13 protein-coding genes are annotated in these 15,621 nt (G+C 64.7%); 6 read left to right on the top strand and 7 right to left on the bottom strand.

Translation table 11 applies throughout. From position 1 onward, the window contains the following. Nucleotides 1–214: 214 nt before the first annotated feature. Nucleotides 215–1,558 (top strand): APC family permease, encoded by a 1,344-nt coding sequence (locus ACO1XS_RS12065; protein WP_331566803.1) that lies wholly within the window; start codon nucleotides 215–217, stop codon nucleotides 1,556–1,558. Nucleotides 1,559–1,573: 15 nt separating this feature from the next. Here ACO1XS_RS12065 and ACO1XS_RS12070 read toward each other — a convergent pair whose 3' ends face one another. The 3 genes from ACO1XS_RS12070 to ACO1XS_RS12080 all read right to left on the bottom strand — a co-directional run bounded on the left by ACO1XS_RS12070 (nucleotide 1,574) and on the right by ACO1XS_RS12080 (nucleotide 4,652). Continuing rightward, nucleotides 1,574–2,437, bottom strand: a complete 864-nt coding sequence (locus ACO1XS_RS12070) for an amidohydrolase family protein (protein WP_486390784.1) — start codon at nucleotides 2,435–2,437, stop codon at nucleotides 1,574–1,576. Between the two features lie 85 nt (nucleotides 2,438–2,522). Further along, nucleotides 2,523–3,473 (bottom strand): aldo/keto reductase, encoded by a 951-nt coding sequence (locus ACO1XS_RS12075; protein ID WP_486390793.1) that lies wholly within the window; start codon nucleotides 3,471–3,473, stop codon nucleotides 2,523–2,525. Nucleotides 3,474–3,566: 93 nt separating this feature from the next. Further along, nucleotides 3,567–4,652 carry a LacI family DNA-binding transcriptional regulator gene (locus ACO1XS_RS12080; RefSeq protein ID WP_331566798.1) on the bottom strand — a complete coding sequence of 362 codons (1,086 nt, stop codon included), beginning with the start codon at nucleotides 4,650–4,652 and terminating at the stop codon, nucleotides 3,567–3,569. 281 nt (nucleotides 4,653–4,933) lie between these two features. Between ACO1XS_RS12080 and ACO1XS_RS12085 the strand changes: the two genes are divergently transcribed. The 4 genes from ACO1XS_RS12085 to ACO1XS_RS12100 all read left to right on the top strand — a co-directional run bounded on the left by ACO1XS_RS12085 (nucleotide 4,934) and on the right by ACO1XS_RS12100 (nucleotide 9,890). Continuing rightward, nucleotides 4,934–6,481, top strand: a complete 1,548-nt coding sequence (locus tag ACO1XS_RS12085; RefSeq protein WP_331566796.1) for a sugar ABC transporter ATP-binding protein — start codon at nucleotides 4,934–4,936, stop codon at nucleotides 6,479–6,481. Nucleotides 6,482–6,545: 64 nt separating this feature from the next. Continuing rightward, nucleotides 6,546–7,547 carry an ABC transporter permease gene (locus tag ACO1XS_RS12090; RefSeq protein WP_486390794.1) on the top strand — a complete coding sequence of 334 codons (1,002 nt, stop codon included), beginning with the start codon at nucleotides 6,546–6,548 and terminating at the stop codon, nucleotides 7,545–7,547. Nucleotides 7,548–7,618: 71 nt separating this feature from the next. Beyond that, entirely contained in the window at nucleotides 7,619–8,575 is a 957-nt protein-coding gene (locus tag ACO1XS_RS12095; protein ID WP_331566794.1) for an ABC transporter substrate-binding protein, read from the top strand. 139 nt (nucleotides 8,576–8,714) lie between these two features. Then, nucleotides 8,715–9,890 (top strand): fumarylacetoacetate hydrolase family protein, encoded by a 1,176-nt coding sequence (locus ACO1XS_RS12100; protein WP_331566792.1) that lies wholly within the window; start codon nucleotides 8,715–8,717, stop codon nucleotides 9,888–9,890. On the opposite strand, the gene ACO1XS_RS12105 is transcribed toward ACO1XS_RS12100, so the two are convergent. The 3 genes from ACO1XS_RS12105 to ACO1XS_RS12115 are packed head-to-tail and all read right to left on the bottom strand — an operon-like array spanning nucleotide 9,880 to nucleotide 12,850. After that, nucleotides 9,880–10,107 (bottom strand): DUF2783 domain-containing protein, encoded by a 228-nt coding sequence (locus tag ACO1XS_RS12105; protein WP_331566790.1) that lies wholly within the window; start codon nucleotides 10,105–10,107, stop codon nucleotides 9,880–9,882. The two genes, ACO1XS_RS12100 and ACO1XS_RS12105, sit on opposite strands and share 11 nt — an antisense overlap. A gap of 36 nt (nucleotides 10,108–10,143) precedes the next feature. Continuing rightward, the gene (locus ACO1XS_RS12110) at nucleotides 10,144–11,874 is read right to left on the bottom strand and encodes an FAD-dependent oxidoreductase (RefSeq protein ID WP_486390785.1); all 1,731 of its coding nucleotides are present in this window, start codon (nucleotides 11,872–11,874) and stop codon (nucleotides 10,144–10,146) included. A gap of 16 nt (nucleotides 11,875–11,890) precedes the next feature. Continuing rightward, complete coding sequence (locus ACO1XS_RS12115) at nucleotides 11,891–12,850, bottom strand: MBL fold metallo-hydrolase (RefSeq protein ID WP_486390786.1); 960 nt, start codon at nucleotides 12,848–12,850, stop codon at nucleotides 11,891–11,893. Between the two features lie 311 nt (nucleotides 12,851–13,161). Here ACO1XS_RS12115 and ACO1XS_RS12120 point away from each other — a divergent pair, with 311 nt between their 5' ends. After that, on the top strand, nucleotides 13,162–13,527 hold the full coding sequence (locus tag ACO1XS_RS12120) for a hypothetical protein (RefSeq protein WP_486390787.1): 366 nt from the start codon (nucleotides 13,162–13,164) through the stop codon (nucleotides 13,525–13,527). Here the strand turns inward: ACO1XS_RS12120 and ACO1XS_RS12125 are convergent. Next, the gene (locus ACO1XS_RS12125) at nucleotides 13,503–15,533 is read right to left on the bottom strand and encodes a hypothetical protein (RefSeq protein WP_486390788.1); all 2,031 of its coding nucleotides are present in this window, start codon (nucleotides 15,531–15,533) and stop codon (nucleotides 13,503–13,505) included. The genes ACO1XS_RS12120 and ACO1XS_RS12125 overlap by 25 nt on opposite strands. Nucleotides 15,534–15,621: the final 88 nt, after the last annotated feature.

Raw genomic sequence — 15,621 nt, forward strand, 5'->3', positions numbered from 1 at the left:
CGCCGCGGGATGCGGTCTGTTGTCGCGTTGATGGCGAAATTCTATTGGACGCAATCCTTCTCGATCCTTTCGCCGATGCAAGGTAGGTATACGGGATTTCCATAATAAACAAGCTCGGTAGGCACACGGTGGACTTCGCTGCGGCGATCCGACGGGTCCGCTATAGTAGGCAGCCATAGCGAGGCATGACCACAAATAATCAGGAGACCCAACGATGCACGGCTCGCCGGCGCCCACGCCGCCCGTCCCACCGGCCCCGTCCCACGGCAGCCTCACCGTGTTGCAAGGCGCGGCGCTTTATGTCGGCGCCGTGCTCGGCACGGGTGTCATCGCGTTGCCCGCGCTGGCGGCCAACATTGCCGGGCCGGCTTCGCTGCTGGCCTGGCTCGCACTCGTTCTGCTGTCCGCGCCGCTCGCGGCCACGTTCGCCGCGCTCGGTGCGCGCTACCCCGACGCGGGCGGCGTCGCAACCTACGTGCGCAACGCGTTCGGCGAGCGCGCCTCGGCCATCGTCGGCTGGTGTTTCTACTTTGCCGTGCCCGCCGGCGCGCCGGCCGCGGCCATGTTCGCGGGCGCCTACGTGGCTGCGGCCGTCGGCGGCGGCAGCCAGACCGTGTTGCTGACGAGCGTCGCACTCGTGATTGTCGTCACGGCCGCCAACGCGCTCGGCGTCACGATCTCGGGGCGCTTGCAAGTCGTGCTCTCGGCGCTGCTCGTGGCGTTGCTGCTCGCGGCCGTCGCCGTTTCGGCGCCGCATGCGCGGCTCGCCTATCTGCACCCGTTTGCACCGCACGGCTGGTCGGCCATCGCACCCGCGGCAGCGTTGCTCGTCTGGAGCTTTGCGGGCTGGGAAGCCATCACCCACCTGGCAGGCGAATTCCGGCATCCGGCGCGCGACCTGCCGCTCGCCTCGGGCATCGCGGTCGTCGTCGTGGGCGTGCTCTACCTCGCCGTCGCCGCGGCCAGCGTGCTCGTGCTGGGCCCCGCGGCAGGCCAGGCCGACGCGCCGCTCGCCCAGTTGCTGGTGATCGGTATCGGCGGCAAAGTCCGGATCGTCGCCGCGTTCGCCGCCGTCCTGCTCACGCTTGGCACGATGAACGCTTACTTTGCGGGCGCAGCCAAGCTCGGTGCCGCGCTCGGTCGCGACGGGGCCCTGCCGCGCTGGCTGGCAGCAGGCTCGCTCGCGGGCGACGTCCCGCGTCGCAGCCTGGGCGTGGTCGCGGCGCTGGCCGCGCTCGCCACCGCGGTCGTTGCATGGGCGCAGCTCGGGCCCAAACCGCTCGTGCTGGTGACGACGGGTTCGTTCGTCACGGTCTACGCGCTCGGCACGGCCGCCGCACTGAAGCTGCTGCCGCGCGGCAGCGCCGCCCACCGATGCGCCGGCATCGCATTGATCGCGGTCGCGGCGCTATGCGTGGCGACCGGATGGTTCCTGCTGTGGCCGCTCGTGATGAGCGCCTGCGCGCTGCTTTATCTGGCGCTGCAAAAACGGTTGCAAAAGCGTCGCGACGCCCGGCTTCGGGGCGCGCGGGGCAAGGTCGCGCAAACCGACGGTTAGCGTGCAGTCATCGCGTCAGGACGCGCCGCTGCTCGCCACGGCGGGATCGCCGAGCCGATAGGCGCGCCGGGCATTGGCACCGAAGACGCGCGGCACCGCGTCGGGACCGTACGTGCCGACCAGTTCGAGCGCATGAGCGAGCCACGCCCGCCCTTCTCCTGCACAGCGCACGACGGGAAAATCGCTGCCCCAAATCGTCCGCTCGGTGCCGAACAGCTCCAGCACACGCCGAGCCCACGGCTCGACCGTCTCGACGGGCGAGCCCGGCGCCGCCTCGGTCCATAGACCTGACAGTTTGCAGTAGACCGACGGATGGGCGGCGAGCGCGGCGAGCCGCTCGCTCCAGGCCTCGCGCCCCTCTCCGGAGGCGATGTCGGGCTTCGCCGCATGGTCGATCACCACCGTCAACGACGGATGCCGCTCGACGAGCTCGAGAATCCAGGGCAGATGCACGGGGCGAACGAGCGCGTCGAAAGTCAGCTGCGATTCGGCCATCGCATCGAGCGCACGACGCGCGAACGGGCGCCCGATCCACCCCGGATCGGGCAGGTCCTGCAGCATCGGCCGCAAGCCGACGAGATGCGGATGCGTCGCCAGCGCCGCGATACGCGCGTGCGCATCGTCGCGCTCGAAGTCCGTCCATCCGACCACGCCAGCGACTTCGCCGGGATGCGCCAACGCGTGCTCGAGCAAAAACGTCGTTTCGTCCTCGGTCGGCGCAGCTTGCACGAGAATGCCGGCGCTTACGCCGAGGGGCGCGAATTCGTCGCGCCAGTGCGCCAGCCCGTAATCGCGGTAAAGCACGCCGAACTCGGGCGTGAGCCACCCGTAATCGCCCCGCGCCAAGGACCAGATATGAAAATGTCCGTCGATGACCATCGTCAGGAATCCTGAACAAGCAAAGGAAATGTCTTTCTGGCGATCCGCCGCATCGCGGGCGGCGGCATCGTGCGCCGGGCAGCCCTCAGCCGGGCTCGCTCGCGTTCGCGGGAATGAGCCCCTCGCTTTTGAGCGCCACCCAGAACGCGCGCGGAATGGGCGCCGCCATCGCGGCGCAGTTCTGCCGGACTTCCTCGGGCGTGCGCGCACCGGCGATGACGCAGGCCACCGGTCGCGGCGCCTTGCAAAACTGCAGCGCGGCGGCCTTCAGATCGACGCCGAAGCGCTCGCATAAGGCAAGAAGCCGCGCCCGTCTGTCGAGCATCGAAGCGGGGGCTTCGGCATACTCGAACGTATTGCCGCCCGCGAGGAGCCCCGAGTTGTAAGGACCGCCGATCACGAACTGCACGCCGCGCGCCTCGCAAGCAGGGATCAGCGCATCGAGCGCGCCGGTATCGAGCAGCGTATAGCGCCCCGCGAGCAGAAAAATGTCGGGATCCGCATCGTCGAGCGTTTTCAGGCAAGGCTCGACGCGATTCACGCCAAGCCCCCACGCGCCGATGACGCCCTCGTCGCGCCATTGAGACAGCACCTTCATCGCGCCGTCCACCGCGGTCCGGTAGTGCCGCAGCCAGTCGTCGCCATGCGTGTCCTGTGCGACATCGTGGATATAGACGATATCGATGCGATCGGTGCCGAGCCGTTTCAAACTCGCCTCGAGCGAGCGGCGCGCACCGTCGCCCGAATAATCGTATTCCACGCGAAACGGCAGGCCGCCCACAAAGCCGTTATGAACCTCGGGCACGGAAGCGTCCGGAACCAGCAGACGCCCCACTTTCGTCGATACGGCGAATGCGTCGCGCGGATAGCGCGCAAGCGCGCGGCCCAGCCGCGTTTCCGAGAGACCCGCGCCATAAAACGGCGCCGTGTCGAAGTAGCGAATGCCGGCGTCCCAGGCGGCCGACACCGTCTCCAGCGCCACCTCGTCGCTGACGCGCGCAAAAAGATTGCCGAGCGGCGCCGCCCCGAAGCCCATTGGGCCGGGGGCGATCGCGCCGCGCTCGTCACGGTCGTGGCGATCTGAGCGATCGTGGGTCACGGTCGTATCTCCATAAACGAAGCGCCCGTATCAGGCGTGGGATAACTGCGGCGCCTTGGCCGCGCGTTCGGATTTCGCCGCCTTGCCCCGACGGGCCGAGGCGCGCTTGGTGGCTGGCGCGACGCACGATTGACGCACGACCAGCTCTGGGGCGAAGACGATATGGCGGGGCGCGACATCGAGTCCGTTCACCCGCTCGACGAGCATGTCGAGCGCGGCGGCGGCCATCTCGTCGACGGGTTGCCGCACCGTAGTCAGCGCCGGTGAGAATGCGGCCGCCCACGCGAAGTCGTCGATGCCGACCACCGAGATGTCATCGGGACACCGGATGCCCGATTCGGCCAGCGCGCGCATCGCGCCGATCAACATCTGGTTGTTCGTCGCGAAGATGGCGGACGGCGGCTCGGGCAGCTTCATCAGCGCCTGCGCGGCCTTGAATGCCTCGGGCTCGCCGAAAGCGCCCTGCCGCACGAGTTCCGGTATCACATCGAGCCCTGCCGCGCGCAACCCGTCGACGAATCCGGCCAGGCGATCCCGGCCCGGCACGAGATGTTGCTGACCCGCAAGGATCGCAACGCGCGTATGGCCGAGCGAGAGGATGTGCTGCATGACGATGCGCGAAGCGGCCACGTTGTCCAACACGACAGAGTCGTAATCCGACGCCCGGATGATGTGATCGACGGCCACGATCGGCATGATGCCGACGTCGTTGGCGAGGTCTTTGTAGGTTTCGTCGGGGCCCGTCGCGCACAGAATCGCGCCGACCGCCAGATGCGCGCGCAGCATGCGCAAGTACCAGCGTTCCTGCTCGAGATCGCGCTCGCTATCGCAAAGCAGCACGGCATAGCCCAGCGTGCGCGCACGCTTTTGGACTTCGTGGACGAGCTCCGTGAAAAATGGATTCGTGATATCGGGCACCACGAGACCGATCAGCTTGGTCGCACCTTTCTTGAGGCTGCGCGCCACGGTATTCGGCGCATAGCCGAGCGCCGCCACCGCCTTTTGCACGCGGCTCGTCAGCTCGGGGCTCACGTACGTCGAACCCGAGAGTACTGCCGAGACAGTGGCCAGGCTGACCTCGGCCAGCCGCGCCACATCCTTCATCGTTGCTGCCACGTTGTTTCCCGCTCTGAATGGTCCCATCGATGCCTTTGCCGAGCCGCTCCTCATGGTCTCGCCGGCAAGACGAGCCCCGATCATATCCGCATTCCCAAACTGTGGCAAAACGTTTAGCGAAACGTTTCGATGGACGCGGCAACATGGTTAACCCGATAGTGCCGTCTCACCTGTTGACATCGGCCTTAGCGCCATCTAGTCTCACGCCGAAACGTTTAGCGAAACGTTTCGGCAAGCGAACCGCCGGGGCTCCCTTCGGGGCCCCGTCCAGGACGAGACAGATGAGTGAGACAGATCAACCGCCAGCCGGGCAAGCGCCGCGCCCCCTGGTGTCCATCCGCAACTTGTGCAAGTCGTTTCCCGGCGTGCGTGCGCTCGACAATTGTCAGTTCGAGTTGCTGCCGGGCGAGGTCCATGCCCTGATGGGCGAAAACGGCGCCGGCAAGTCGACGCTGATGAAGGTGCTATCGGGTGTCTACCAAAAGGACGAGGGGGAAATCCTCGTCGATGGCCAACCTGTCGACATTCCCGACCCGCGCGCCGCCCAGGCACTCGGCATCGGCATCGTGCATCAGGAATTGAACCTGATGAATCATCTGAGCGCCGCGCAGAACATCTTCATCGGGCGCGAGCCGAAGGGGCGCCTCGGGCTTTTCATCGACGAGCGCGAGCTCAATCGCCGGGCCACGGCGATCTTCAAGCGTATGCATCTGAAGCTCGATCCGCGCACGCCGGTCGGCGAGCTCACGGTGGCCAAGCAGCAGATGGTCGAGATTGCGAAGGCGCTCTCGTTCGATTCGCGCGTGCTCATCATGGACGAGCCCACCGCGGCGTTGAACAACGTCGAGATCGAGGACCTCTTTCGTATCATTCGGCAACTGCAGACGCATGGCGTCGGCATCGTCTATATCTCCCACAAAATGGACGAACTGCGGCAGATCGCGAGCCGCGTGACGGTCATGCGGGACGGACAGTACGTGGCCACGGTTCCCACCGCGACAACACCGGTCGAGACCATCATCGGCATGATGGTCGGACGCCAGCTCGACAGCGCGCCGCGGCACCCGAGCCACACCGCCGATAACGAGATCGCGCTCGAAGTCAAAGGCCTGACGCGCGGCACCGCGATCCGCGACGTGAGCTTCACGTTGCGTCGCGGCGAGGTGCTCGGTTTCGCCGGCCTCATGGGCGCGGGCCGCACGGAAGTGGCGCGCGCGATCTTCGGCGCCGATCCGCTCGAGCGCGGCGAGATCCATGTGCACGGCAAGCGCGTATCGATCAAATCGCCGAAGGATGCGGTGCGCCACGGCATCGGCTATCTGTCCGAAGACCGCAAGCATTTCGGCCTCGCCACCGGGATGGACGTGAAAGCCAACGTGGCGCTGCCGAGCATGCACAGCTTCACCTCGTTCGGCATGTTTCTCGACCAGCGCGCGATTCATCGCGCGGCCGACAAATACGTGAAGCAGCTGCGCATCAAGACACCTTCGGTCGATCAGCAGGTGCGTCTGCTCTCCGGCGGCAATCAGCAGAAAATCGTGATCGCCAAGTGGCTGCTGCGCGATTGCGACATCCTCTTTTTCGACGAACCGACGCGCGGCATCGATATCGGCGCGAAGACGGAAATCTACAAGCTCATCGACGCGCTGGCGGCCGAAGGCAAGGCCATCGTCATGATCTCGTCGGAGCTCCCCGAAATCCTGCGCATGAGCCATCGTGTGCTCGTCATGTGCGAGGGGTGCGTGACCGGCGAACTGCCGGCCGGCACCGCCACGCAGGAAAACATCATGCAGCTCGCGACGCAACGCGAGTCAGTCGTCACCGAATGAATCGACGGAATCGAACATGAGCCAGACACCGAACCCGCTGCCTCCGGCAGAACCCGCCCTGTCGATGGAGCGCGAGCGCAGCGTCGCCGCACTCCTCGGCAAGATTTTTCACTCCGGCGCACGCCAGAAGCTGCTCGCGTTCGCCAGTCTCATCGTGCTCATCGCATTTTTCGGCATTGCGTCGCCGCAGTTCCTGCAGGTCGACAACCTGGTCAGCATCTTGCAGGCCACGGCGGTGAACGGTGTGCTCGCGGTCGCTTCCACGTTCGTCATCATCACCGGCGGCATCGACTTGTCCGTCGGCACGTTGATGACCTTTTGCGCCGTCATGACGGGCATGGTGCTGACGAACTGGGGAATGCCGCTTTTCGTGGGCATTCTCGCCGCGATCTTCTTCGGCGCGCTGTGCGGCTGGATCTCCGGCTTTCTGATCGCGAAGCTGCGCATTCCGCCGTTCATCGCCACGCTCGGCATGATGATGCTGCTCAAGGGACTCTCGCTCGTGATCTCGGGCACGCGGCCCATCTATTTCAACGACACGCCGGGCTTCACGAGCATTTCGCAGGATTCGGTGATCGGCACTTTGATTCCCGCGCTGCCGATTCCGAACTCGGTGCTGATCCTCTTCCTGCTCGCGGTCGTTGCCGCGGTGGCGCTCAACAAGACGCTGTTCGGCCGCTATACGTTCGCACTCGGCAGCAACGAGGAAGCCGTGCGCCTGTCCGGCGTTGCCGTCGATCGGTGGAAGATCGCCGTCTATACGGTCGGCGGCGCCATTTGCGGCATCGCCGGTCTGCTGATCGCTTCGCGGCTGAATTCCGCGCAACCGGCGCTCGGCCAGGGCTACGAGCTCGATGCGATCGCGGCCGTCGTCATCGGCGGCACGTCGCTATCGGGCGGCATCGGCACGATCACGGGTACGATGATCGGCGCATTCATCATGAGCGTGCTCGTGAACGGGCTGCGCGTGATGTCGGTCGCGCAGGAATGGCAGATCGTCGTGACGGGCGGAATCATCATCGCGGCCGTCTATATGGACATGCTGCGTCGAAGAAAACAGCGGTAACGTTTGCTTTGTTTTACAGCAGGCGCGCGCTTCGCCCGCGCCATGAGTTCAACCAGAGAGGAGACGTGCAAATGATGAAACCGAGATTGATCGGCGCGGCTGTCGGGCTTGCCCTGGCATTGGGATTCGGTGCGGGGGCACAAGCGGCGGACGAGCCGTATGTCGCGCTGATCTCCAAGGGCTTTCAGCATCAGTTCTGGCAAGCCGTGAAAAAAGGCGCTGAAAAGGCTGGCGAGGACTATCACGTCAGAGTCACGTTCGAAGGGCCCGAAACCGAAGCGATGGTCGACAAGCAGATCGACATGCTCTCGGCCGCGCTGGCGAAACGGCCCGCCGCGATCGGTTTTGCCGCGCTCGACAGCAAGGCGGCGATCCCCCTCCTGAAGAAGGCACAGCAGGAGAAGATCCCCGTCATCGCGTTCGACTCGGGCGTCGACAGCAACATCCCGCTCGCCACCGCGGCGACCGACAACAAGAAGGCAGCCGCGCTCGCCGCCGACAAGATGGCCCAGCTCATCGGCGATGAAGGCGAAGTCGCGCTCGTCGTGCACGACCAGACGAGCCGCACGGGTATCGATCGGCGCGACGGTTTCGTCGACGAAATGAAGGCCAAGCATCCGAAGGTCAAGATCGTCGATATTCAATACGGCGCCGGCGATCAGTTGAAATCGACCGAGATCACGAAGGCGCTGCTCGCCGCGCATCCCAAGATCAAGGGCATCTTCGGCGCGAACGAAGGCTCGGTGATCGGTGTCATCCACGGCACCAAGGAAATGAAGATGACCGGCAAGGTCGTCATCATCGGCTACGACTCGGGCAAGGAGCAAAAAGAAGCGATCCGCTCCGGCATCGAGGCCGGCGCAATCACGCAGAACCCGGGCGGTATCGGCTACGAAACGGTCAAGGCGGCCGTCGAGGCCATCAACGGCAAGGCGAAGCAGATTCCGAAGGTGATCGACACGGGCTTTTACTGGTACGACAAGTCCAACATCGACGATCCGAAGATCGCATCGCAGCTCTACGATTGACTCTCCCTCCCCCACCCTGCGTGGGGTCTTAGCCGGTCGCCCGCCCACGCGCGCGACCGGCTACGCATCGAAACCGTGGACACTGTGACGCGCAGTGGCTACGATCGTCGAACCGTCAACTTTCGTACCGAATACGCTCATGCAGCCAGCATCGCTTTCCGTTTTGCCGACCGACCTCGACCGAGCGCTCCTCGTCGGGCGCGTCTGGCGCGAAGCGCCCGTCGATGGGCCGTCCGTCGTCGCCGTGCGCAACGGCGAGGTCTTCGATATCACGGCCTCGGCACCCACGACAGCCGATCTCTTCGATCGCCCCGATGCCGTCGACGTCGCCCGGCACGCACCCGGCGAGTCGCTCGGTCCCGTCGCGCGTTGGATCGAGGCGAGCTTCGACGGTGGCGGCGCAAGCGGCGCGCGGCTCTTGGCGCCGTGCGATGTGCAAGCCATCAAGGCCTGCGGCGTGACGTTCGCCGTCAGCCTGCTCGAACGTGTGATCGAAGAGCAAGCCGGCGGCGATGCGAGCAAGGCCGAGCAGGTGCGGCAGCTCATCGTCGAGCTGATCGGCACGGATCTCGCGAAGATCAAACCCGGCTCGGAAGCGGCCATGAAGCTGAAGGCCGAGCTCGAGCGTCGCAATGCCTGGTCGCAATACATGGAAGTCGGCATCGGCCCGGACGCCGAAGTGTTCTCCAAGTCCCAGCCGATGTCGGCGGTCGGACTCGGCGCGGCCGTCGGTCTTTACCCGAGCTCGCAATGGAACAATCCCGAACCCGAGATCGTGCTGGCCGTGAACAGCGCGGGCGGCATCGTCGGCGCGACGCTCGGCAACGACGTGAACCTGCGCGACATCGAAGGCCGCTCGGCGCTGCTGCTCGGCAAGGCGAAGGACAACAACGGCTCGTGCGCGATCGGCCCGTTCGTGCGCCTTTTCGACGAACATTTCACGCTCGATACGGTGCGTCTCGCGAGTCTCGCGCTGCGCATCGAGGGCGATGACGGCTTCGTGCTCGAGGGCGTCAGCCACATGAGCGAGATCAGCCGCGATCCGGCCGACCTCGTCTCGCAGACTTTCGGCCCACATCATCAGTACCCCGACGGCTTCGTGCTGTTTCTCGGCACGATGTTTTCGCCGATCAAGGATCGCGATGCGCCCGGCGCCGGATTCACCCATCACCTCGGCGATGTGGTGACGATTTCGACGCCTTCGCTCGGCGCGCTCGTGAATACGGTGCAACGGTCGAATGAAATTGCACCGTGGACGTTCGGCGTGCGCGCGCTTTACCGCAACCTCGCGCGCCGCGGGCTGCTCAACGCGTAACGCTCGCGCGAGGCGTCGAACGCTCCGTCACGCCTTCGCGCGCGAGCCGCATGGCTTCGACAAGCACGGCCTGCTCGCCGATATGATTGGCGAGCAACAGAATCAGTTGCGCATTGGCAGACTGGCTTTGCGCATCGTCGAGGTCCCGATGCATCTCGAGCAACGCTTCATAAAAATCGTCTGGCCGGGTCAGATTCGGTTCGGTCTTCAACGGCATATCGTCACCTCGATCGCATCGCCGCGCTTGGCGGCGTCAATCCACGTTGGCGCATAGCGCACGCGCGAGCGCTGCTTCCAGATCGGCGGCAGTTGCCGCACGCCAGCGCGCGCAGACATGCTGGTCCGGCCGGATCAGGTATGCGGTGCCGGGTTTCGCGTCGTAGCGTGCGGCAGCCAGCCCTTCCCGATCGAATAAAAGGGTCGCGGCAGCGGCATCATCGGTGCCGCTCACTTGCGCACCCGCCGGCAATACGACGACGTTTCGGACTGGAACCCGGCAACTCGTCGAGGCCGCCAGCAATCCCCGCGCATTCGCGTCGAGTCCATTCGTACCGCCGAAAATGAGCAGCGAGAAAGTATCGCCGAGATGCGAGAGCAGCCAGTCGTCATCACCGTCGCGATTGACTGGCGCGTCGGCGCCGACGGAACCGGGCACCGTGCTGCCCGAGAAGGTGTCGCGATCCGCGGTGTTGAGCGCGGAGTCGGCAAGCACCGACGGAACCGACAGCCTGCCGCTGTTGACGAGCTGGCGAGCGAACGCATGATGTCGCGCGAGCATGAGCACCGCGTCGCGAAAGACCCGGCTCGTCGCTGTCTTTGGCGTGATGAAATCGGTCGAGCGCGTGGAGTGGCGGATGTTCTCATCGGCTGCATATTCGCGTTCCCGCGCATAGGAATCGAGCAGCGCGTCCGGTGCCAGTCCTCGCAGCACGAGCGCCAGCTTCCAGGCGAGATTATCCGCATCCTGCAAGCCGCTATTCGCGCCGCGAGCACCGAACGGCGACATGCAATGCGCACTGTCGCCCGCGAAAAGGACATTGCCGCACCGAAAGCTCTTCATGCGCACGCATGAAAACGTATAGACGCTGACCCACTCGAGGGAAAATTGCGCATCGTGGCCCAACAGTGCACGCACGCGCGCAAGCACACGCTCGGGCGCCTTCTCGAGCTCCGGATCGGCATCCCAGCCGAGCTGGAAATCGATTCGCCATACATTGTCGGGCTGTCGATGCAGCAGCACCGACTGATTCGGATGAAATGGCGGATCGAACCAGAACCATCGTTCAGGCGGAAAATCGGCCTCCATCTTCACGTCGGCGATCAGGAAGCGGTCCTTGAACGTGCGTCCCGCGCTGTCGCAGCCGAGCAGCTTGCGCAGCGGACTGCGCGCGCCATCGGCGGCCACGACGAAACGCGCGCGCAACGCGTATTGCCCCTCGGGGGTCTCGATCGTCAACGCGATCGGCTCGCAGCCGTTGCCGCGCGTACCCGCATCGCCCATCCGCGGCGCTTCGATTGCGACCACTTTGTTTTTCCAGCGCACGTCGAGATTGTCGAGCTGCATCGCCCGCTCGAGCAGATATCCTTCGACGTAGTACTGTTGCAGATTGACGAACGCCGGGCGGCGGTAACCGCTTTCTCCGAGCAGGTCGAACGCATAGACGAGCTCGTCGCGGACGAACACCTTCCCGACGTGCCAGCGCACGCCCTTCGCCGCCATGACCTCACCGCAACCGAGACGGTCGAATACCTCGAGCGATCGCTTCGAAAAACAGATCGCGCGCGATCCGACAGAGAGGCGGTCATCGTCATCGACGAGCACCACCTCGATGCCGCGCTGCGCGAGATCGATTGCCGTCGCGAGTCCCGTCGGGCCCGCACCCACGACGACGACCGGATGGACCACCGCCTGCGGATCGGACGCAGCTTCCGCCGCGCGTCGATAGGCGAAGTGCGCGTTCCGATAGTCGGCCGGCGTTTCCATACGTTGCCTCGGGCGCTCAGGCCTGCAGGGCGCCCCACATTTCTTTGTCGCGCTGCGCCGTCCAGATGCGAGGATGAACGATGCCGCTCGCCTCGTCGTAAGCACGCGAAACGTCGAACGGCAGACAATGCTCGTAGATGAAGACGCTACCGAACTTGGGGTCCATCGCCTCGCGCGCGAGGGCCATCGCGGCCTTGAGATCGAGCTTGCGCTCGACGGCCGTGCGCGCTTGCGCAAGCAGCGTCGTGACGAAATCCAGCGTGTAGTCGATGCCGGCGTTCACGGCCGCGCGATTCGTCAGTGCGGGGCCGCGTCCCGGCACGAGCTTCTCGGCCCCGAGCGCGCGCAATGCATCGAGGGTGGCCGGCCATTGCGCGAGTTGTGCGTCGCCGCAATAGCAGGCCGCCTCGTATTCCACGAGATCGCCCGAGAACAGTACCTTTTGCCCGGGGAGCCAGACGACCGTATCGCCTTTCGTATGGCCCGCCCCGAGATGCATGATTTTGACTTCCAGCTTGCCGAGAAACAGCGTGAGCTCCCGCTCGAAGACGAGCGTCGGCCAAGTGAGGCCCGGCACCGTCTCCACGCCTGCGAAGAGCCGCGGAAAGCGTTCGATTTCGGAGTGCATGTCCGCTTCGCCCCGCTCGACGATCATCTCGTAGGTGCCGCGGCTCGCGATGATTTCCTGGGCTCCTTCGCTCGCATAGGCCGACGCGCCGAGCACGCGCACGGCATGGTAGTGCGACAGCACGACGTGCTTGATCGGTTTGTCGGTGACACTGCGGATCCTGGCGATCAGATCGCGCGCCATGGCGGGCGTCGCAGTCGTATCGACGATGAGCACGCTGTCGTCGCCGATCACTACGCCGGAATTCGGATCGCCTTCCGTCGTGTAGGCATAGGCGTTTTCGGACAACTGCTCGAACGAGACGCGCTTTTCCTGCAGATCTGCCTGCGATGCAAAAGCCTTTACCATGTCTGACTCGCTGAACGTGGTGGGGGGTGGCCGCGATGCGACTTATCGACGACCGGTCGATTGCATCTTAGTTCACGCCGCCTTGCCCACCAAATATCCCTTACATCGGGTGAGACGGCCTGGGGGCATGCAGCGCTCCGACACGGCATTGCCCCACCGGCCCGAAGGCAGCCCCTTCTTCGCACGGCGTATCGCCATTTCGCACAGTGCGGTTCGAGCGCAGCACGGTATCGCTAAGCTCTGAACTATCGACGCCGGGCGCCCCGGCTCAGCCCTGAATGAGGCGGTTTCAGACCGGAGCAAGTTTTACGATGACGACGATTTCGAAGTTCGAGCAGCATCTCGTCGCGGCGCGGCAGCCATGGCGCGCGCGAAGCTGGCATCTCGCCTGCGCGTTGGATTTCATCGATTGGGCAAACGACGCGTTCGCCTCATCGGGGGGATGGAAAACGTTGATGGCGCAAAACAGATACGTTCTGGAAGCCTGCCGCGAACGCTATTTATCGGAGGCGATTGCCGAGCGCGACCTGCGCAGCGAAGAGCGGCTTCGGCTGAACTGTTTCATTCGCTTCGTCGAAAGCTCGGCCCGCGAAGAATCGGCGCAGCCCGAGGCGCCGTTGCCGGCCGCTACGCCCCCCTGCTCCCCGGACCGCTACTGCGCGGTGCCCGCGCGGTAACACGCCTGCTTGCCCTGAACGTCGTCATAGATCATCCGATAGCCGCTCGCGGCGCCGCTGCCCGCGTGGGCGGATCCCAGCACGACCTGCGTATGCTGCGCGTTTTGCGAAATCGGCGCGATGACGTAGGCGGCGAGCACCGGGTCGGTGCGTGCCGCGTCGGCACCGATGATCCGCCTCACATGCGAGAGATGCGTGCGATACCAGCCCAAGAACGGCCGGTAGGCGGGCCCCGCATAATGGCTGTCGATGATCATCCACGGGTCGGTCCTCGCCGTCTTACCCAGTTGACTGACGTCGAAATCGAGATGCGCTTTGAAATCGCCGCCGAGCCGCGAGTCGGGCTGCCCGATCCGGCCGATGTCATACCGGGCCGCGTCGGTCCCGGCTTGCAAATCGTTCCAATGCTTTCCTGTCCAGGTCACCACATGCGCGAGTTTGTAGTCGCCCGTGAACTCGCCGCTGTCGGTGAGCGCATTTTCTTGTGTGATGTAGAGCAGATCGCCTGGGCGCAGATAGCTCTGCATCGCGTCGAAATTTCCCTGATTGATGTCGAGCAATACGCCCGGCGACGGATTCGCGTCAGAGCCGCCCCGATCGGCCGTCGAGCAGGCTTGAGTACCGATGCCCGTCGATAGATCGTTGGAGGTCATGCCGGCGAAGTTGTAGATCCATGCGGTGTAGTCCGAGCAGTCCACGCCCTTCCAGTTGATCGCCGCCGCGGGAAACGACGCAGGCGTATCGCTTGCCGCCACCTGCACGCTTTGGGCGCCGTTCGCATTGCGCTGCCCAGTGCATGTCATCTGCTGCGGATTGCCGCCCGCCGACTCCCCCGACGTGCTCTCCGGCGTGGAATTGCGGTACTTCGGGTTGGCGCGATTCGAATCGTCGGGCGGCAGCCATCCGGGGACATGGTGGTGGCAGTAGTTGATGTTCTGGTCGACCCAGAAATTTTCCGCGGCCATGACCAGTTCGCGCTTGAACGTATCCATGTCCGTGCAGTTCGCCGGCGGCTCGATGGCCCCATATCCTCTCGCGAACGGCCCCCAGCGGCTAGGTGTTTGGAACGTCGACCAATTCTGGTCGGTCATGCCACCTGCGAGCAGCGCCTGCACCGAGTTCTTGCGGCCTTCGAACAGCGCAAGATTGTCAGTCAGCAGCGCGACCCGATCCCCGCATGCGGACGCGGCAGCAAGCTGCGGTGCCGTTTGCTGCGCAGGCTCGAGCATCGCAAGCGACGTGATGCCGGTGCGATTGTGTGCATTGTGGGCAAACGCGGCGGCGCCCGAGGTAACGAGGCAATGGTCGGCATCGGCCGCCGCGACGGAGCCGTCGCTCAAGACGTCGCCCGCACCCGTGTGACAACGGGCGAGCGTATCGCCGTTCGCCGCCTGGTCGACGATCGCTTGCGAGCTCGCCGCAATCGCGAGACCGTTATCGCTACGGCTTTGCGACTCGGCACCGAGCGCGAACGCCATCTTCGCGCTATCGGACACGGCTGCGCCATCGGAAGCCGGTGGATAGACCGGCACCGTCTGCTGAACATCGATGCCGCCGACGAATGCGTTGACGCGTGCGGACGCCGCGGCGATGTTCTCGGCGCTCAAGCCTCCGGCCGCGATGGCATCGATGACGATCGCATTCGAGTACGGGGAGACCACGATGGTTGTTGGCGCCGAAAGATAGACGGCATCGAGTTCGGCCGAAAGCGACGCCCGCTCGCCCGTCGCTTCCTCGAGATAGCTCCCGCCGCTCGCCCGCACGAGCACGGGGTAATGCGCAGGCCGCGCTAGCGAGAAACTGCCGTCATCGGCCGTACGCGCCATTGCAGCAGGCAGCGGGGAAACGGCGCCGTCTGCCGCAATTTCATAGACTGCGACGGACGCCTGAGAGACGTTGGCCATATAGACGCCGCCGCTTTGCGGCGCCACTGCCCCACCACTGCATGCATTCAAGAAAAACGTGAAAACCACGCAGAAAACCAGCTGCAGCAAATTCCTGTTCATAACGAGCCAGATAACCGTTCGATGAATATTGACTGCGATAACGACTTCGCCGCCCCAAACCTGTAGTGAAGCGCATTCGATTCTTCGA

It is taken from the genome of Trinickia sp. (genome assembly GCF_057351765.1).